This is a genomic window from Streptomyces shaanxiensis (genome assembly GCF_039537145.1).
GTDB classification, from domain to species: domain Bacteria; phylum Actinomycetota; class Actinomycetes; order Streptomycetales; family Streptomycetaceae; genus Streptomyces; species Streptomyces shaanxiensis.
Map to the genome: position 1 here is coordinate 137631 of NZ_BAAAZY010000019.1, position 17920 is coordinate 155550.

20 protein-coding genes and 1 pseudogene are annotated in these 17920 nt (G+C 71.2%); 13 read left to right on the forward strand and 8 right to left on the reverse strand.

What is annotated here, in order from left to right; genetic code table 11:
- Positions 1–119: 119 nt before the first annotated feature.
- Entirely contained in the window at positions 120–365 is a 246-nt protein-coding gene (locus ABD932_RS31105) for a DUF4190 domain-containing protein (protein ID WP_345017744.1), read from the reverse strand.
- A 205-nt stretch (positions 366–570) separates the two neighbouring features.
- On the opposite strand from ABD932_RS31105, the gene ABD932_RS31110 reads away from it, so the two are divergent.
- The 3 genes from ABD932_RS31110 (at position 571) to ABD932_RS31120 (ending at position 3060) form a co-directional block, all read left to right on the forward strand.
- Entirely contained in the window at positions 571–756 is a 186-nt protein-coding gene (locus tag ABD932_RS31110) for a hypothetical protein (protein ID WP_345017746.1), read from the forward strand.
- A gap of 431 nt (positions 757–1187) precedes the next feature.
- Entirely contained in the window at positions 1188–2312 is a 1125-nt protein-coding gene (locus tag ABD932_RS31115; RefSeq protein ID WP_345018084.1) for an adenosine deaminase, read from the forward strand.
- A 64-nt stretch (positions 2313–2376) separates the two neighbouring features.
- Complete coding sequence (locus ABD932_RS31120) at positions 2377–3060, forward strand: glycerophosphodiester phosphodiesterase (protein WP_345017748.1); 684 nt, start codon at positions 2377–2379, stop codon at positions 3058–3060.
- A 12-nt stretch (positions 3061–3072) separates the two neighbouring features.
- Here the strand turns inward: ABD932_RS31120 and ABD932_RS31125 are convergent, their stop codons facing one another.
- Positions 3073–3675 (reverse strand): NADPH-dependent F420 reductase, encoded by a 603-nt coding sequence (locus ABD932_RS31125; RefSeq protein WP_345017750.1) that lies wholly within the window; start codon positions 3673–3675, stop codon positions 3073–3075.
- Positions 3676–3715: 40 nt separating this feature from the next.
- Between ABD932_RS31125 and ABD932_RS31130 the strand changes: the two genes are divergently transcribed.
- The gene (locus ABD932_RS31130; RefSeq protein ID WP_345017752.1) at positions 3716–4075 is read left to right on the forward strand and encodes a winged helix-turn-helix transcriptional regulator; all 360 of its coding nucleotides are present in this window, start codon (positions 3716–3718) and stop codon (positions 4073–4075) included.
- Here the strand turns inward: ABD932_RS31130 and ABD932_RS31135 are convergent.
- A complete protein-coding gene (locus tag ABD932_RS31135) occupies positions 4048–5730 on the reverse strand; it encodes a sigma-70 family RNA polymerase sigma factor (RefSeq protein WP_345017754.1) in 1683 nt (560 codons plus the stop codon). The two genes, ABD932_RS31130 and ABD932_RS31135, sit on opposite strands and share 28 nt — an antisense overlap.
- A gap of 402 nt (positions 5731–6132) precedes the next feature.
- Between ABD932_RS31135 and ABD932_RS31140 the strand changes: the two genes are divergently transcribed.
- The gene (locus ABD932_RS31140; protein WP_345017756.1) at positions 6133–7296 is read left to right on the forward strand and encodes a serine hydrolase domain-containing protein; all 1164 of its coding nucleotides are present in this window, start codon (positions 6133–6135) and stop codon (positions 7294–7296) included.
- Here ABD932_RS31140 and ABD932_RS31145 read toward each other — a convergent pair.
- Complete coding sequence (locus ABD932_RS31145; RefSeq protein WP_345017758.1) at positions 7286–7822, reverse strand: hypothetical protein; 537 nt, start codon at positions 7820–7822, stop codon at positions 7286–7288. The genes ABD932_RS31140 and ABD932_RS31145 overlap by 11 nt on opposite strands.
- Positions 7823–7961: 139 nt before the next feature.
- Between ABD932_RS31145 and ABD932_RS31150 the strand changes: the two genes are divergently transcribed.
- Complete coding sequence (locus ABD932_RS31150) at positions 7962–9314, forward strand: diacylglycerol/lipid kinase family protein (RefSeq protein ID WP_345017760.1); 1353 nt, start codon at positions 7962–7964, stop codon at positions 9312–9314.
- Positions 9315–9402: 88 nt separating this feature from the next.
- A complete protein-coding gene (locus tag ABD932_RS31155; RefSeq protein WP_345017762.1) occupies positions 9403–9867 on the forward strand; it encodes a hypothetical protein in 465 nt (154 codons plus the stop codon).
- 15 nt (positions 9868–9882) lie between these two features.
- On the opposite strand, the gene ABD932_RS44080 is transcribed toward ABD932_RS31155, so the two are convergent.
- Together ABD932_RS44080 and ABD932_RS31165 are read right to left on the reverse strand one after the other, a co-directional pair.
- Positions 9883–10152, reverse strand: coding sequence for a hypothetical protein (locus tag ABD932_RS44080; RefSeq protein ID WP_425587539.1), 270 nt, complete (start codon positions 10150–10152; stop codon positions 9883–9885).
- 26 nt (positions 10153–10178) lie between these two features.
- A complete protein-coding gene (locus ABD932_RS31165) occupies positions 10179–10952 on the reverse strand; it encodes a maleylpyruvate isomerase family mycothiol-dependent enzyme (protein WP_345017764.1) in 774 nt (257 codons plus the stop codon).
- Positions 10953–11140: 188 nt separating this feature from the next.
- Here ABD932_RS31165 and ABD932_RS44085 point away from each other — a divergent pair.
- From ABD932_RS44085 to ABD932_RS31190, 5 genes and pseudogenes are all read left to right on the forward strand, one after another.
- A pseudogene (locus tag ABD932_RS44085) lies at positions 11141–11529 on the forward strand (transposase); the annotation flags it as partial.
- Between the two features lie 134 nt (positions 11530–11663).
- Entirely contained in the window at positions 11664–12392 is a 729-nt protein-coding gene (locus ABD932_RS31175) for a WXG100-like domain-containing protein (RefSeq protein ID WP_345017766.1), read from the forward strand.
- The gene (locus ABD932_RS31180) at positions 12389–13198 is read left to right on the forward strand and encodes a hypothetical protein (protein WP_345017768.1); all 810 of its coding nucleotides are present in this window, start codon (positions 12389–12391) and stop codon (positions 13196–13198) included. Before ABD932_RS31175 ends, ABD932_RS31180 begins: the two co-directional genes overlap by 4 nt.
- Complete coding sequence (locus ABD932_RS31185) at positions 13191–13745, forward strand: hypothetical protein (protein ID WP_345017770.1); 555 nt, start codon at positions 13191–13193, stop codon at positions 13743–13745. The genes ABD932_RS31180 and ABD932_RS31185 overlap by 8 nt, the downstream gene beginning before the upstream one ends.
- Before the next feature lie 31 nt (positions 13746–13776).
- The gene (locus tag ABD932_RS31190; RefSeq protein WP_345017772.1) at positions 13777–14307 is read left to right on the forward strand and encodes an SUKH-4 family immunity protein; all 531 of its coding nucleotides are present in this window, start codon (positions 13777–13779) and stop codon (positions 14305–14307) included.
- Positions 14308–14369: 62 nt separating this feature from the next.
- Here ABD932_RS31190 and ABD932_RS31195 read toward each other — a convergent pair whose 3' ends face one another.
- Complete coding sequence (locus ABD932_RS31195) at positions 14370–15560, reverse strand: polyamine ABC transporter substrate-binding protein (RefSeq protein WP_345017774.1); 1191 nt, start codon at positions 15558–15560, stop codon at positions 14370–14372.
- 220 nt (positions 15561–15780) lie between these two features.
- Positions 15781–17220: a gamma-aminobutyraldehyde dehydrogenase gene (locus tag ABD932_RS31200; protein ID WP_345017776.1), complete on the reverse strand. Its 1440-nt coding sequence runs from the start codon at positions 17218–17220 to the stop codon at positions 15781–15783.
- A gap of 181 nt (positions 17221–17401) precedes the next feature.
- On the opposite strand from ABD932_RS31200, the gene ABD932_RS31205 reads away from it, so the two are divergent.
- Entirely contained in the window at positions 17402–17917 is a 516-nt protein-coding gene (locus ABD932_RS31205) for an Lrp/AsnC family transcriptional regulator (RefSeq protein WP_345017778.1), read from the forward strand.
- The last annotated feature ends 3 nt before the right edge of the window (positions 17918–17920 follow it).

Below are 17920 nucleotides of genomic sequence, written 5' to 3' on the forward strand. Positions count from 1 at the left end.
TTTCAGCCCGTCCGGCGTTTGAGGACGAGGCCCTTCGGGCCGAAGCGGGGGTCTGGGGGCGGCAGCCCCCAGGGACGGGACGGGTAGGGGCGGCGGGGGCGAGAAGAACCCGGCGGCCACTACGCCGTAGCGATCACGAACGCCACCATCACCAGGCTGAGCACCAGCCCCGCCACACCACAGATGACCCCGGCCAGCGCCTGCCCCCGGTTCGTCGCCTCGCCCCGCCGCGCCTTGCCCATCCCGATCGCACCGAAGATCACCGCGAGCACACCCACCACGATCGCCACCGGCCACATGCAGAAGATCACGGCCGAGATGATCCCGAGCACCAGCCCCGCGGTACCCATCCCATTGCTCGGCATGGCATGCACACCGGGCCACCCGTAGTAGCCCCCCGCACCCGGCCCCGGCGGAAAACCATGACCACCGGGATAGCCGTACGGCACCTGCCCCGGCCCATCGGGCGCGATGGGCGGCGGGGGAACATGCCCGCCATGCGCGCCGTAGGGCCCATGCCCGGCCGGAGGCGCGAAGGGATTGACCGGTGCGCCGTGCGGCACGGAAGACATGGGGGACGTGGGAGGCAGGGGAGACGAGGCCCCCGGCGGCGCGAACGGGTTGGCTGCCGATCCGCCCGGCGCCATCGCGGGCCCCACCCCGGCCGAGGGGTTCTCCCACGGCGACCCCGGCGGCACGGCGTCCCGCGGCTCGGACGGCACCTCCATGGGCGGCCCCGACGCAGCCGTCCGCTGATCGTGCGAGGGCGGAGCAGGCCAGGTCGGCGGGACGTTCGAGGCGTGGGTGTGCCCGGGCCCCGCGGTCGCGGAGGAATCCGCCCGCGCGCCCTCGACGGGAGGTGCCCACGGATCCCGCTCGGGACGCGGCTGGGCCCCACCGGGCACCGCATCACTCGGACCCGCCACCCCCGGCTCGTCCGGAGACGTCGACGGCGCCCTCTCGTCGTCCTTCCCGAACGACACCTTCGGTCCTTCCGGCGAAGCCCCTGATCCCCCTGCGCTCATGTCCCCCCGCACCGCCGATCCCCCCGATACCTCCGGCGCCTGCGGCGTCTCCGCGTCCTCGGACATGCCCGGCCCCCTTTGTCGTACGTGCCGTCATGCTAAGGCCCCGTCTACGCCCCCGCGGTCCCGGCCTACGATGATCCCCGAGTCACCGATCAGCCGATCACCTGCGCCCGCCCGCCGCCCACCCACACCGGCCGCGGACGCCGTTCCCGGGGAGGAACCTTGACCGACCGTCTCGTCGACGCCCACGTCCCGCGCGACCTGCACGCCTTCATCGCCGGACTGCCCAAGGCCGAACTGCACGTCCACCACGTCGGCTCCGCCTCCCCCCGCATCGTCGCGGCACTCGCCGCCCGCCACCCCGACTCCAAGGTCCCCACCGACCCGGAGGCCCTGGCCGACTACTTCACGTTCACGGACTTCGCCCACTTCATCGAGGTGTACCTGTCCGTCGTGGACCTGATCCGCACCCCGGAGGACGTACGGCTGCTGACCTTCGAGGTCGCCCGTGACCTGGCCCGGCAGCAGGTGCGCTACGCCGAGCTGACCATCACGCCGTTCTCCTCCACCCGCCGCGGCATCGACGAGGGCGCGTTCATGGACGCCATCGAGGACGCCCGCAAGGCGGCCGAGGCCGAGTTCGGGACCGTGCTGCGCTGGTGCTTCGACATCCCCGGTGAGGCCGGCCTGGAGTCCGCCGAGGAGACCGCGCGGCTCGCCACCGACGACCGGGTGCGCCCGGAGGGCCTGGTGTCGTTCGGGCTCGGCGGGCCCGAGATCGGCGTACCGAGGCCGCAGTTCAAGCCGTACTTCGACCGGGCGATCGCCGCCGGACTGCACTCCGTGCCGCACGCCGGCGAGACCACGGGGCCGGAGACCGTCTGGGACGCCCTCACCCACCTGCGCGCCGAGCGCATCGGGCACGGCACCAGCTCGGCGCAGGACCCGAAGCTGCTCGCGCATCTCGCCGAGCACCGGATCCCGCTGGAGGTGTGCCCGACCTCCAACATCGCCACGCGCGCGGTGCGCACCATCGACGAGCACCCGATCAAGGAGTTCGCGAAGGCCGGGATCATCGTCACCATCAACTCGGACGACCCGCCGATGTTCGGCACCGACCTCAACAACGAGTACGCGGTCGCCGCCCGTCTGCTCGACCTCGACGAGCGCGGACTGGCCGACCTCGCCAAGAACGCCGTCGCCGTGTCCTTCCTCGACGAGCCCGGCAAGGCCCGGATCGCGGACGAGATCGACACGTACACCGCCGGCTGGCTCGCGCCCTGAGCCCGCCGCCGCTCCGCACCTCCCCTCCGCCGACCCCCTGTCCCCCCCCCGCCAGAATGTCCCCATGCAGAATGTGACCGCCGTCGCCCACCGCGGCGACCCCTACCGCGTCCGCGAGAACACGCTCGACTCGCTGCGCTCCGCGCTCCGGCTCGGCGCGGACGCGGTGGAGATCGACGTACGCCTCACCAAGGACGGCGTGCCGGTGCTGCTGCACGACGACACGCTGAAGCGGCTGTGGGAGCGGGACCGGCCGCTGCTCGCACTGTCGGCGGCCGAGGTGCGGGGGCTGACGGCGGGCGGGGTGCCCACGCTTCAGGAGGCGCTGGCGGCGTGCGACGGGAGCCGGGTGATGCTCGACTTGCCGGGCACGCCCGATGTGCGGGCGGCGCGCCGGATCGTGGACGTCGTGCGCGAGTGCGGAGCCCAGGACCGCGTGTACTACTGCGCGGACGCCCCCGCCATGCTCGCCGTCCGCGCCGCCGACCCGGCCGCCGAGATCGCCCTGACCTGGACGACACTGGCGCCGCCACGTCCCGCGCTGCTGGACGCGGTACGCCCCCGCTGGCTCAACTACCGCTTCGGCCTGGTCGACCACGCCCTCGCCGAACGCGTCCACCGCAACGGCTACCTGCTCTCCGTCTGGACCCCGGACACCCGCCGCTCCATGCGCCGCCTGCTGGACTTCGGCGTGGACTCGATCACGACGAACCGGATCGACGTTCTCCAGGGCCTGCTCACCTCCTAGCCACGAAACCGGCTAGTCACCGCCACCCGCGAACGCGAGCGGCGGCGCTATCGCCTGCGCGTCCGCCCCCTCCCCCACCCACAGCCCGATCAGCAGCGCCGCCGTCGCCTCCAGCAGCCCGGCCCGGTCCAGTCCCCCGGCGTTCAGCGGCTCGGAGCCGAGGTCGCGCACGAGTCGTCGTACGACGGACAGGGCCGCCTCGTCGTCCCCGCACAGCGGCACCGCGAGCGGGCGGCCGTCGAAGACCGGCGGGGTCAGCCGCCAGACGTCGACGTGGCAGAGGTTGAAGGCCTTGACCACGTGCGCGGCGGGCACGGCGGCGGCGATGCGCTCGGCCGCGGACGGACCGCCCGCCGTGAGCAGGCCGAAGCCCGGGCCCACCGGATTCGTGCAGTCGATCAACACCCTCCCGCGCAGCACCGGTTCGAGCCCGGAGACCACCCCGACGACGGCCGCGTACGGCACCGCCAGCAGCACCGCGTCCGTCCCGAACTCGGCGGCCTCGCGCAGCCCGCCCGCGGAGCGGCTCCCGGCCAGCACCTCGTGCCCGGCCCGCCGCCACTGCGTGCCGAGCGCGTCCGACATTCCCCCGGTTCCAAGGATTCCTATTCGCATGCGCAGCACAGTAGGAAGCCGCTCGGGCACCATTCGGTACGTGACCACCGACCAGCCCTTCCTCGCCGACTGCCGTGCCCGCCTCGCCTTCGACCTGCTCGCCAACACCTGGAACGCCGTGGTGCTGTGGGCGCTGCGGCACGGGCCCGTGCGGCACGGCGAACTCCGCGACCGCATCGGCGGGATCAGTCAGAAGGTGCTGACCGAGACCCTGCGCCGGCTGGAGTTCAACGGGCTCGTGACGCGGCGGGCGTACGGCGGTGCTCCGCCGCGCGTCGAGTACGAACTCACCGAACTGGGGCGGTCGTTGCTCGACCCCATCGAGGCCTTCGGGGTCTGGGCCTTCGAGCACGGCGACGAGGTGATGGCGGCTCAGGAGCGCTGCACGCGGGACTCCTGAGGCACGGTCGCCGCGTCCTCGGGTGTCGCGCGGGTGACGTACTGCGGAACGGGCGTGTCGTCCTTGCCGGTGTCGCGGACGAGGCCGTAGCGGGTCGCGCCGTCGGGTGGGCCGTAGTTGATGTCCTCGTTCACGGCGTTCCAGTTCGACGGGAACACGCTCAGGCCGTAGTCGGCGCCGCGTTCGTTCTGGACGAGGGTGACGGTGCCGTCGACGTAGAACCACTCGTTCTGCCACATCTGCTGGGTGCCGGGCGGCGGGACGGCGTAGCCGGTGGTCGAGTTGCCCATGCCGGTGGCGGAGGCGTCGGTGCCGCTGACGCGGTCGTCCATGCGGCGACCGCCGCCCGAGGCGACGTGGAAGAGCTTGCCCTTCAGACCGGTCCAGGCCGGCATGACGAGGCTGCCCGCCCGGTACTGCGGCGAGATCTGCCAGCGGACGAGGACATAGCCCCGGCCGGTGAGCGTGACGCTGTCGCCGCGGTGGTTCATCACGGCGTGGGCGCCGCCGGTGCTGGTGATGCCGGACTGGGGGCGGCGCGGCAGGGCGGCGGGCGCGGCGTTCGGGTCCGGGGCCCGGTCGACGGCGTCGACGACCGTGCCGTACAGCTCGACCTTGCGCGTCTGGGACGGCGACGGTGAGGGCGTCGCCGACGGTGACACGGGCGGTGTGGGCGAGGACGCGGGGCGGGCCGTGCTGGCCGCGGTGGGGGCGGACGCGCGCGGGGGCGGGGCGTCCAGGGGCTGGGTGACGACGTACGCGCCGCCCGCGACGATCGTCGCGCCGGCCGTCACCGCGACGGCGGGCTGGGTGATCGCTGCCATCACCTTCGCGGACCAGCCGACGGAGGTCGCCGTGGCCGTCGCCGCGACCGCGGTCTTGCCGCCGAAGGCCAGGGAGAGGGTGAAGCCGACGGGGATCGGGACCAGTGCGATGCCGACGAGGAGGCGTTCCGCCGGGACGACGGCCTCGCGGGTGTCGCCGCAGTAGCCGCAGCCCCTGATGTGCCGGGCCAGTCGCTTGCGCCAGACCGAGTCGGGGCGGCCGTTCCAGCGGGCGGTCAGGTCGCGCAGGTCGGGGCAGGCGCCGTCCAGGGCCCGGACGATGCCGCGCGCGGTCTCCAGCCGTTCCTTCACCCGCTGGACGCGGACCGCGGCGTGCTGCCGGCTGATCCCGGCCGCGGCGGCCAGTTCGCGCCGGGACAGCTCGCCCGCGACCTCCAGCCACCACAGCGACAGCAGCTGCCGGTCCTCGTCGTCCAGCCAGCGCACGGCCTCCGCGACCTCGCGCCGCTGCCCCTCCAACTGCAGCCGCAGCACGGTGAGTTCGGCGAAGTCGGTGGCCTCCTGCGCGGCCGACTCCTCGAGCTGGACGGGCTGCCTGCGCCGCGCCCGGTCCCGTATCTGCCGCATGGCGATGGCGACGAGCCAGGAGCGGAAGCTGTCCGGGTCGCGCAGCGAACCGAGGTTGTCGACGGCGCGCAGCATGGTCTCCTGGACGACGTCGTCGACGTCGGCATGGCCGTTCAGGGCGCGCCCGACCACGTTGTAGACGAGCGGGAGCCAGCCCTCGACCAGCTCGTCCAGCGCATGCCGGTCACCGGCCTGCGCCGCCGCGATGGTGGAGCGCCACTGCCTGCCGGCTGCCTCGTCCACGTACGTCCTCTCCCGGGTCACTTGCTGCCCGTACGCACCTTCTCAGCCTGACCTGCGCTGTTGGCTATGTCGGAGATCACATTCCGCTTCCGGGCCGGGCGGGGCATGGCGGGGGCTCCCGGGGTGTGGGGGTGGGGGGACGCGAGTGGAGACGCGGTGAAGGGGGCGGCGATAACACTTTTTCGGTCCGCGCGTCCGACGTGCGCCGCCGCTGCCGTCCGCCGTAGGCCGCCGCGGGGGTCTATGGCCGCCCGTAGGGGCGAACCCCTACAACCCCCTTGCCCCGTACGGCATTTGCTCCGGGCTCGCCCAGGGTTCGAGCCCCTCCTCACCGACGATCCGGCCGGGGCCGTACGCCCCGACGATGATCACGGACATCCCATTCGACCTCAGGAGCAGCAGATGCCCGTACGCCCGCTTCCCGCCCTCCTCACCTCCGCGCTCGTCCTGACCCTGACCGCACTGCCGCTGGCCGGGACGGCCTCCGCGCGGCCCGCGCCGTCATCGTCGTGCTCCGCGCAGGCGATCGAGGCGGCCACGCCGGACGGACCCGACGTGAAGGCCCTGTGCGCGGCGCTCGCCGGGCTGCCCGACAAGGACGCGACGGCGGCGCTGATCCGCGTCGGCGGCAAGGGGAGCTGGCACGGGGCGGCCGGGGTGCGCGACAGGAGAACGGGGGCCCCGGTGATCGAGAACGCCCGCTTCCGCGCCGGTTCGACGACGAAGATCGTGACCTCGGCGATCGTGCTGCAACTCGCCGCCGAGGGTCGGATCTCCCTCGACGGGACGGTGCAGCAGTACCTGCCCGGCCTGCTCACGAAGGACTTCGCGCCCATCACCGTACGACAGTTGCTGAACTTCACGAGCGGCCTGCGGCCGGGAGCGTCGCTCGGCGACACCACCGAGGAGATGTACCCGCACCGCTTCGAAACCCTGACCCCCGCCGAGGTCGTCGCCGCGTCCGTCGCCAAGGGGCCGGACCCCGAGTACGCACCGGGCGAGCGGCAGGACTACGGCAACATCCACTACACCGTGCTGGCCATGCTGATCGAGAAGGTCACCGATGACTCGTACGCCCACCAGGCGGCCGTACGGATCTTCCGGCCGCTCGGCATGCAGCACACGTCGTTCCCCGACGGCCCCGATCCCCGTGTCCACGGTCCGCACAACCGCGGCTACGAGTGGATTGACGGAAAGCTGGTGGACGTGACCGACTGGAACATGTCCGACCGGTGGGCGGCCGGCGACATGATCTCGACGACCGCGGACCTCGAACGGCTGTTGGTGGGTGTGTTCAAGGGGCGTGTCGTCCCCGAGCCGCAGCTGAAGGAGATGTTCGCGGTGCCGAAGGCGGTGGACGCCACGATGGCCGCGCCGTTCACACCGTTCGAGCTGAACGGCCGGACGGTCTGGGCGAAGACGGGATCCCGCCCCGGCTACCACACGGTCGTCGCGGCGACCCGTGACCTGTCCCGGACCGTCGTCTACTCCGTGAACTCGACGGACGCGAGAGGCGACGGCGAGGCCATCGCCCGGCGCTTCGCGTTCCCCGCGTTCAACCGCTGACGACGGCGGCAGCGGCCGGAGGTGCCGACCGCTCGGTCAGCGCCTCCAGTCGCTTGATCCTCTTCCGCACGACGTACAGCGGGATCACTCCGAAGACGCCGAACGACATGTCGATCACCGACCACCAGAAGGGGATGCCGCGGATCGGCCCGCAGACGAGGGCGAGCGGGATGATGCCGGCGCAGGCGATCATCCCGAACTCGACGACCCAGATGTTGCGGACCGGGTCGCGGTACGGGCCGTAGAAGGCGACGGCGATGACGAGGTGGGCGAAGGCCAGCCAGTCGGTGCCGTAGAGCAGGAAGGGGTAGTCGGCGTCGGCGGTGTCGAGCCCGCGCCGGACGCGCTCGATCCAGTCCATGAGGCCGGGGAGGTGCTCGGGCACGGACAGTGCGCGCAGCAGGTCCTCGGTCCAGCGCAGTTCATGGACGAGGGGGAAGGCCGTGGCGCCGCTGAGCACCAGGCAGACGACGAAGAAGGCCAACCAGACGCGGATGCCCTTGAGCAGGGCGGCTCTGTCGCTCATGGGGACAGCGTACGCTCGTATTGAACATGTTCAAAAGCGATTCCCGGGTACTGCCCGGCCCTGATCGCCGACGTGCGGCCCGCACGGGACCTTCCCGTAACGCGCCAGCTCTACGATGTCCGCGGCGAACGGAGGAGCCATGAGCTGGGACTTGAGCGAGCGGGCCTACCGAGGCCAGCGGTGGGCGGCGCGTACGGCGTTGGCCTCGGCCGGTCTCGCGGTGCTCGTGCCGCTCGCGTACGGCGGCGTCGGCGGCGTGCTGCTGCTGGTGGCCGGCGCCGCGGGCCTGGGCCTCGGCGCGGTCGCGGTGTGGTGGACGCTGACCCTGCGCGGCCCGGTGCGCTGGGCGGCGGCCGTCCTGGCCGTGTTGGTGCCGGCCGCGCTCGTGGCCCTGTTCGCGGCCACCCTCTTCTGGGCACTGCTGGCGTCCGTGGCGCTGTGGACGCTGGCCGTCTGGAGCGGCCGGTACGCGCTGCGGGGCACGGGCAGCACGCGGGTGCGGGTGATGCGGGAGCGCAAGGCGGCGCCGCCGCAGCGGCCGTACCTGATCATGAACCCCCGCTCGGGCGGCGGGAAGGTGGTCCGCTTCGAGCTGAAGGAGAAGGCCGAGCGGCTCGGCGCCCACGTCATCCTCCTCGACCCGGACCAGCACGAGGACGTCACCGCGCTGGCCCGCAAGGCCGTCGCCGAGGGCGCGGACCTGCTGGGCGTCGCGGGAGGCGACGGCACCCAGGCGCTGGTCGCGGCCGTCGCCGCCGCGTACGACATCCCGTTCCTGGTGATCAGCGCCGGTACCCGCAACCACTTCGCCATGGACCTCGGCCTCGACCGCAACGACCCCGCCGCCTGCCTCGACGCGCTCACCGACGGGGTGGAGGTCCGCGTCGACCTCGGGTTCGCGAGCGGCCGTCCCTTCGTCAACAACGCGTCCTTCGGGGCGTACGCGGCCATCGTGCAGAGCCCCTCCTACCGCGACGACAAGATCGGCACCACCCTGGAGCTGCTGCCCGACCTGCTCACCCGCCAGCAGGGCCCCCTGCTGACCGTCCGCGCGGCGGGCAGGACGCTCGACGCCCCGCACGCCGTGCTGGTCAGCAACAACCCCTACCGCACCGACGATCCCTTCGGGCTCGGCCGCCGCGACCGCCTCGACGCCGCCGTCCTCGGTGTCCTCGGCATCAGGGTGGACAGCGCGGCCGAGGCCGCCGCACTGATCCTCGATCCCGCACCGCGCGGCCTCACCATCCTCACCGCACCCGACGTGGTCATCGAGGCCGACCGCGCGGAGATCGAGGCAGGCATCGACGGCGAGGCCCTCGTCCTCCCGGCCCCCGTCCACTGCCGGATCACCCCCGGCGCCCTGCGCGTCCGCGTCCCCCGCAAACGCCCCGGCGTCCCGCCGCGCGCACCCCGCCTGGACTGGCGCCGGTTGCGCAAGCTGGCGGCGACGGTGGGGCGGACGGCGGTGCACCGACGGGGGCCGTTCCTCTGACGCCGGACGCGTTCCCCGACTCCCCTCCCTCGCACAGCTGTTGGATACTGGTGCGACTGGCGTAGGGAGAGGGACGGGGGAGGTTCGCATGCCGGAGGGGCGCGACGTGGGCCCGGAGGAACTGCTGTCCGTGGCGAAGGACGAGGACCGGGCTCGCAGCCTGCATCGCACGCTGCGCAGCCTCAGCACGGGGCCCGACCCGAAGCTGCGGGAGATGGCCGGCGCGGTCCTGCGCGGCGACATCACGGCGCAGGAGGCGTTCACCGATCGGGAGTACTCGGCCGCCCTGTTCTCCGGCGCCGCCGAGGTCCGTCGCGCCGGGGAGGCGCGTTCCGACCGCGAGGCCCGGGAGGCCGGCGAACGCTTCGCCGACTGGCAGCAGGAACGTAACGCCGAGGACGAGCGCGAGCACGCCGAACAGGACGCGTCAGGGCACTCCGGGGCGACACGCTCGGCATCCGACCACACCGGCGGGCCCTGGCGTCACTCCGGCCTGGGTGGCCAGGGCGGCCAGGCCGGTCCCCGCCCGGACAGCCCCTTCCGTCACCGCTAGGGGCTGTCCTGGCGATCACGAGCGGAGGTAGGCGCGGGTGCGACGGTTGCTGTAGTCCTTGTCGGCGCTGACGCTGTCGGGTGTCGTGCGAGGCCGGCCGGTGGCCGGGCGGGGCACCCGGATCCGTTCCATGACAGCCTCGAACTGGGTGCAGTCGGCCCGCTGACCGGGCGTCAGGACGAGCGAGAGCCCTTCGCCCTTGAACAGCAGGCCCGCAGCCTGCCCGCAGCCGCGCGATGTCCGCAACCCCGGGCCCAGTGGCGCCCGCAGGAGCGCGCACACCACCGACAGATGCGTGACAAGTGCCCGTTTTACGCGTTCGGGTCCCAGTCTGCGAGCTGCTCCATCGGCTCGGTGTCGCCGGTGGTCTCCAGGCCGTCGAGCGGGACGCGCTCGTAGAAGTAGAGGACCAGTTCGCTCGCTGCGCCTCGCATCACCATGTCGCCCGGCTCCGCGTCGGCGGCGAGGTCGTCGCAGCGGACGCCGTCGGCGTTGAGGGTCAGGCGCCAGGAGCGGCCCTCGGTCGTGTGCAGGTCGATGGTTGCCGGCTTGAACGGCCAGGGGACGGTCGTCGCCGCGACGGTCGTCAGGAACTCGTCGACGCCCTCGACCGCGACGTCCGTCGGCAGCGGCTGTGCGGCGCCCTGGGTGAGCTGGACGTCGTAGGTGTGGACGGCGATCTCCTGGATCTGGTGCCGGGCCACGGCTCCGCTGGTCTCCGGGGCCTGCGAGCGGCCCCACCAGGTCCAGCAGCCGCGGTCCGGGCCGGCCTCGCGCATCGCGTCGAGCATGAGCTCGGTCGACTCGGCGAGCCAGGCGTCCAGGGCTTCGCGGTCGCGGGGCGCGGTCGGGGCGCCCTTCGGGTCCGTCCTCGCCGGGGGCTCAGCGCCCGGACCCGCCGCGACGATGGCGGCCTGGCGGCGGCGGCCGTCACCGAGGTGCTGCACCAGTTCGCGCAGCGTCCAGTCCGGGCAGGTCGGGACCTGGACGTCAAGGTCGGGAGCGGACGCGATCGCAGCGCGGAACGCGGCCGAGCGGTCTTCGATCAGCCGCAGGACCTCGGGGAACTCCAATATGTTCTGCACGGCGGTTGTGTATCACGGCGCTCCGGCCGCCGGACAGCGAATTTGTCGGGCTGAACGCGTCGACGGCCGGGCGGAGCGCCGACGCCGAAGCCGTCCTGAAAATCCGCGCACTGCTCGCCAACGGCGACTTCGACCGCTACTGGACCTACCATCTGGGCCGTTGACAGGACTGGGGGCATAGCGGTGATCTGACGGATGCTCAGTGGGAGCGGCTTGCGCCGCTCCTCCCGGTGAGCAACGGGCGGTGTGGCCGGTGGCGGGATCACCGCCAGATGATGAACGGGGTGCTGTACCGGATCCGCACCGGTGTGCAGTGGCGTGACCTGCCGGAGCGCTACGGTCCCTCCGGGTGCCCCGCCTGGCCAGAAAGCCGACCAAGCGGCCGGCCGTCTGCGGCGCGGGAGCACCGGTGGCCGGACAGCCGGCTTCGACAAGGAGCGGTACGCCAAACGCAACGCTGTCGAGCGGGCGATCAACAAGCTGAAACAGTTCCGCGCGGTCGCGACCAGATACGACAAAACGCGCCTACGTCTACCTCGGCACCGTCACCGCGGCAGCACTCGTCATCCGGCTCCGCTCGCGATCGCCAGGACAGCCCCTATTCCCGTACCCCCGCATCCGAGCCGCCCATCTCCCTCCCCACTGGCGTGACTTGAGAGGCTCCGGACCGTCAGAAATACGCCAGCGTAGTAGAGTTCGAACTTCGCAGAGGTGACCGATTTTGGTTCCGCCGAGGCGGAGGGGGAAACACAGTTGGGAGTCGTACTGCCCGACGAGGCGGCTTGGGTGCTGGACCTCATCGGCATCGAATGGCCGAATGTCGACGAGGACGACTACCGCGACATGGCCGACGGCCTGCGCACCTTCGCCTCCCAGATGCGGGAGGGCAAGGACGCGACGGCGAGTGTCGTCCGCGAGTTCCTGGAAGGCAACGAGGGCATCGCGACCGCGGCCTTCCAGCAGCACTGGGGCAAGGTCAGCGACGTCCATCTGGAACGCCTGGCCGAGGCGGCCGGCCTCGGGGCGATAGCCCTGGACGGCGCGGCCGTCGCGGTGGCCGGCGCCAAGGTGGCGGCCATCGTCCAGCTCGGCATCCTCGCCGCGGAGATCATCGCCGCCCAGGCCGCCGCGCCGTTCACGCTCGGGCTCTCCGAACTCGGCGCGCTCGGCGCCACCCAGGCCACACGCGTCATCGTCCGGCGGCTGCTGAAGGAGGCGGAGCAGCTTCTCGTCGAGGAACTGATGACCGTGGTCACCGGCCCGGTCTTCTCCGCACTCGGCAACATGGCCGCCGACCTCGTCATCCAGGTCGGCGCCAACGCCGTGGGACTCCAGGACGGTTACAGCCCGGGCAAGACCCTGCGCGCGGGCGGCGAGGGCTTCTCCGAGGGCCTGGACGCCGCCGGCGGGACGTTCACCGGACGGGGAGGCGGCGCGTGAGCGACACCGTACGCAACGACAAGGACCTCACCGACCGGCTGGCCGACCGGGTCACCTCCCAGGCCGACGAGCAGGAGTCCGGCGCCCGTCCCCAACTGCGCCGCAGCCGTGCCGGGCTGGACCGGACGCGGGGCCGGGGCAGCATGGCGGCGGCCGTGGAGAGCGGGGCGGAACGGATCCTCAAGGCCATCGAGGACGCCGAGGACCAGCTGCACAAGCACCTCCAGGACGTGTCCAAGGGCGTGCGGGCGATGGGCGAGAACCACGCGCGCAACGACAAGAACATCGAGACGATGCTGAACAACATCGTCAACCGCTCCCGCAACCAGGACACGGTCCGTGACGGTGGCGGAATCGGCAAGGACCGGCCGGACACGACCAAGGATCCCCACACCGTCACCCTGGAGTGGAAGCCCGGCATGCCCAAGCAGGCCTTCGAGCGGAAGGCGCGGGCTCTGCAGCGGCTGGGCGAGGAGGGGAATCTCTTCAAGTTCAAGGGAAAGACCGAGGACTACCGCGACAAGGAGATCACCAAGCAGTACAAGGGCGCACTGGAAGCACTGATCCGCAGGAACCACAAGGACGATCCCGAGTTCGCCGAGGAGGCCGCGGAGGCCGCCCGTAAAATGCAGCCCGACCACGTCAACGAGCTCCAGACCGGTGGTCCGGACGCGTGGCGTAACCTGCGGATGCTCGACCGGACGACGAACTTCGACATCGGCACGCAGCAGATACGCCCGCAGATCAAGGATCTTCCGGACGGCAATCCGATCAACATCGACATCAAGTGGTGGCCAGATGACTAGCGCGAGCCCGGGATCAGCCCGTCTGATCGAGGCCGTCGACGCCCTGCGGACGGCGCTGGCGGAGAGCCCGGACGTGCTGGGCTTCACGCTCGGCGGGACGATTGACGCGGAGACGGCGGCCGACGCGGAGGCCGACGGGGTGCCGCGGGAGTTCCTGGACTTCTGCCGGGTGCTGGACGGCGTGAGCTGCGGGCCGAATGTGCAGCTCTTCGGCCTGGAGGAGGCCGAAGAGCACCAGTTCTACTGCGGGCCGGTGGTCGACTCCCCGCTGGAGCTGTCTCCGGCGAAGCTGTTCTGCATCGGGTTGATCGGCGACACACCGGTCTTCCTCGACCGCGCGGGCGGCGGTGTCCTCGGTATCCCGGACGAACATCGGGAGTGGGTCGACGCTGAGCGCTTCGAGCCGCTCGCGCCGAGTGTTGAGGCGTACTTCCTGGAGCGGCTGGTCACTCCCGCCGAGTACGCACGGCTTGAGGCGATCGACGACGAGCTGTGGGAGTACAACGACTGGCTGAAGCTGCTGCGGCGGGCCGGTCTCACCGGCTGAACGTACAAAGTACGAGGGAAGAAGAGGACGCATGGCCACCCATGACGAGATGACGGAGCTGTTCGGCGCGGACCGCGTGGTCACGCTGGACCGTGCCGTCGCCGAGGAGCGCGGACTGTCCGAGGCCGACGCCGAGGTGCTGTGCGACGTCGGCGTGCCCCTGTTCGTCGACGTCCTGTTCACCGTCGACACCGCCGCCGAGGGACCCGACCCCTTCACCGTGGTGCCGGTGGCCGCGGGCGGCGAGGAGACCCGGATCCTCGTGCTGGGCGGGCCCACCGACGACCCCGAGATGCGGTACTGCCTCGACATGGAGCGCGGCTACGTCATCCTCATGTCCTTCGGCGAGGAACCGCAGGCCGAGATCGTGAACCGCACCCTCGCCGACCTCGTCGAGTTCCTGTACCGCTTCGCGCTGCGCAGCAAGCACCTGGAGCACGCCGCACCGCAGGACCGCGGCCCGTACACGGACAAGCTCGTGGAGTACCTCCAGGCCCGCGACCGGTTCGCGTTCGCGCAGCCGGACAGCTGGTGGTCGATGGTCTTCGAGCAGGTCGGCTGAGAACCGGCGGCCTTCGAGCAGGTCGGCTGACGACCGCCGCCGACCGAGGCACCCGGTTTCGGCTACAACCCCGCGATCACGTTCCACCGCTTCGCGAACTCCACCCGCTCCCCGGACGTGATGTCCCGCGCGATCGCCAGGCGCCCGCGCATCGCCGCGTCCGGGAAGATCAGCGGGTCCTCGGCCAGGGCGGCGGTCTCCTCGTCCTTGGCGGAGGCGAGGACGTCCTGGGCGGCCGGGACCGGGCAGACGTAGTTGACCCAGGCGGCCAACTCCGCGGCGACCTCGGGCTCGTAGTAGTAGTCGATCAGCCGCTCGGCGTTGGCCTTGTGGCGGGCCAGGTTGGGGATCATCAGGGACTCCGACCAGAGCTCGGCGCCCTCCTCCGGGACGACGAAGCGGATGTCGGGGTCGTCCGCCTGGAGCTGGATGACGTCGCCCGAGTAGGCCTGGCAGGCCAGTACGTCGCCGCTCGACAGGTCCTTGATGTAGTCGTTGCCGGTGAAGCGGCGGATCTGGCCCCTGCGCACCTGCTTCTCGACCTGGTCGCAGACCGTGTAAAAGTCGTCCGCCGTCCACTTGGTGATGTCCACGCCGTTGCCCTGCATGAGCAGTGCGAAGGCCTCGTCCAGGCCGGAGAGCAGCGTGACCCGGCCCTTCAGGTCGCTCGCCCACAGCTCGGAGACGTGCCGTATCTCGCGGCCCAGCCTGCGGCGGTTGTACGCGATGCCGGTGATGCCGGACTGCCACGGCACGGTGAACTTCCGTCCGGGATCGAAGGCCGGTGACCGCAGCTGCGGGTCCAGGTGCTTCGTCACGTTCGGCTGCCGCGCCCGGTCCATCTCCTGCACCCAGCCCAGCCGTACGAACCGGGCGCACATCCAGTCGCTGATGACGATGAGATCGCGGCCGGTGCGCTGATGGTTCATCAGGGCGGGGCTGATCTTGCCGAAGAACTCGTCGTTGTCGTTGATCTCCTCGACGTACTCGACCGAGATGCCCGTCCGCTCCTCGAAGGCCTCCAGCGTCGGCCGCCGCGCCTCGTCCTCGTCGTCCGTGTCGATGTACAGCGGCCAGTTGGCCCAGATCAGCCGCTTGTCGGTGGCGGAGAGATCGGCTGCTGCCCGCTCTCCGGGAGGTACGTAGGCGGCGGGCACACCACAGCCGGCGAGCCCACCGAGCAGCGCACCCGCGCCGAGGGTGCGCAGGAGGTTCCGGCGGGACGGCGAGGAGCTCTTCGATGGGAGGGCCATTGCCGCAGCATGCAGGCGCTGCCCTCGGCGGGGCAATCGACGCCGTGTCGAGCGACAGAGCACAAGCCGGACACGTTGTCACTCAGCAACACCGCGGCCCCGGACGGTACTTGACCCGTCCGGGGCCGCAACGCCCTCAGGGGCGCGGGGCTGTGTCGATGTGCGGCTCCGCCGCGTGGGCGCGACCAGCCCCCACGCACCCGCAGCCGAAGTACGACCCCTACGCGTCCAGGGACGTCATGACGTGCTTGATCCGCGTGTAGTCGTCGAACCCGTACGCCGAAAGGTCCTTGCCGTACCCGGACTTCTTGAACCCGCCGTGCGGCATCTCCGCGACCAGCGGAATGTGCGTGTTGATCCACACGCACCCGAAGTCCAGCGCCTTGGACATCCGCATCGCCCGTCCGTGGTCCTTCGTCCACACCGACGACGCGAGCGCGTACTCGACACCGTTCGCCCACTCGACGGCCTGCGTCTCGTCGGAGAAGGACTGCACGGTGATGACCGGCCCGAAGACCTCCTTCTGGATGATCTCGTCGTCCTGCTTGACGCCGGAGACGACGGTCGGCGCGAAGAAGTAGCCCTTCTCGCCGACCCGCTTGCCCCCGGCCTCCACGCGCGCGTGCGCGGGCAGGCGCTCGATGAAGCCCTCGACCTGCTTGAGCTGGTTGGGGTTGTTGAGCGGGCCGAACAGCACGTCCTCGTCGTCCGGCTGGCCGGTCTTGGTGTCGGCGGCGGCCTTGGCGAGCGCGGCGACGAACTCGTCGTGGATGGCCTCGTGGACGAGGACGCGGCAGGCGGCCGTACAGTCCTGCCCGGCGTTGAAGAAGCCCGCGACGGAGATGTCCTCGACGGCCTTGGCGATGTCGGTGTCCTCGAAGACGACGACCGGCGCCTTGCCGCCCAGCTCCAGGTGGACCCGCTTGAGGTCCTTCGACGCGGACTCCGCGACCGACATGCCGGCCCGCACGGAGCCGGTGATGGAGGCCATGGCCGGGGTCGGGTGCTCGACCATGAGGCGGCCGGTGTCACGGTCGCCGGTGATGACGTTGAAGACGCCCTTGGGCAGGATCGAGCCGATGATGTCGGCGATCAGGACGGTCGACGCGGGCGTCGTGTCCGACGGCTTCAGGACGACCGTGTTGCCCGCCGCGAGGGCCGGCGCGAACTTCCACACGGCCATCATCATCGGGTAGTTCCAGGGCGCGACCTGCGCGCAGACGCCGATCGGCTCACGGCGGACGATCGAGGTCAGCCCCTCCATGTACTCACCGGCCGACCGGCCCTCCAGCATCCGCGCCGCGCCGGCGAAGAAGCGGATCTGGTCGACCATCGGCGGGATCTCCTCGGACCGCGTGAGCCCGATCGGCTTGCCCGTGTTCTCCACCTCGGCCGCGATGAGCTCCTCGGCCCGCTCCTCGAACGCGTCCGCGATCTTCAGCAGGGCCTTCTGGCGCTCGGCGGGGGTCGCGTCCCGCCAGGCGGGGAAGGCCCGGGCGGCGGCCTCCATCGCGGCGTCGACGTCCGCCTGTCCGGACAGCGGCGCGGTCGCGTACGCCTCGCCCGTCGCGGGGTTGACCACCTCGGTGGTCCGTCCGTCGGCGGCGTCCCGGAACTCACCGTCGATGTAGTTGCGCAGACGACGCAGCTCGGTGCTCACTGCCGGCCTCCTGTCAGGTCTTCACTGCTTGCGAGTGTGTCCACTCTCTGAGACACCCACCCTAATCGGCTGCCCCACGTTTTCAACACCCCCACTCCCCCCACTTCTGCGAAATCCGCAGGCTTCAGTCACGTAAACAACGAATTTCATCGCCGCGGCCTTGCGGAACTGTCGAGACGTCGTGCACAGTGACGTCGTGGCCAGTCGAAGCGCAGAGCACAGGGACTCACGCGAGCCCAGGAGCGGGGGTCCGCAACTGGACTCCGTCTCCCTCGCCATCATCGAACAACTTCAGGAGGACGGCCGCCGGCCGTACGCCGCCATCGGCAAGGCCGTGGGCCTGTCCGAGGCGGCCGTGCGCCAGCGCGTCCAGAAGCTGCTCGACCAGGGCGTCATGCAGATCGTGGCCGTCACGGACCCGCTCACCGTGGGCTTCCGCCGGCAGGCGATGGTCGGTGTGCACGTCGAGGGCGACGTGGAGTCCGTGGCCGACGCGCTGACCGCCATGTCCGAATGCGAGTACGTGGTGATGACCGCCGGGTCCTTCGACCTGATGGTGGAGATCGTCTGCGAGGACGACGACCACCTCCTGGACGTCATCAACAGACGCATCCGGGCCCTCCCCGGAGTGCGCTCGACCGAGAGCTTCGTCTACCTCAAGCTCAAGAAGCAGACCTACATGTGGGGAACCCGATAACCG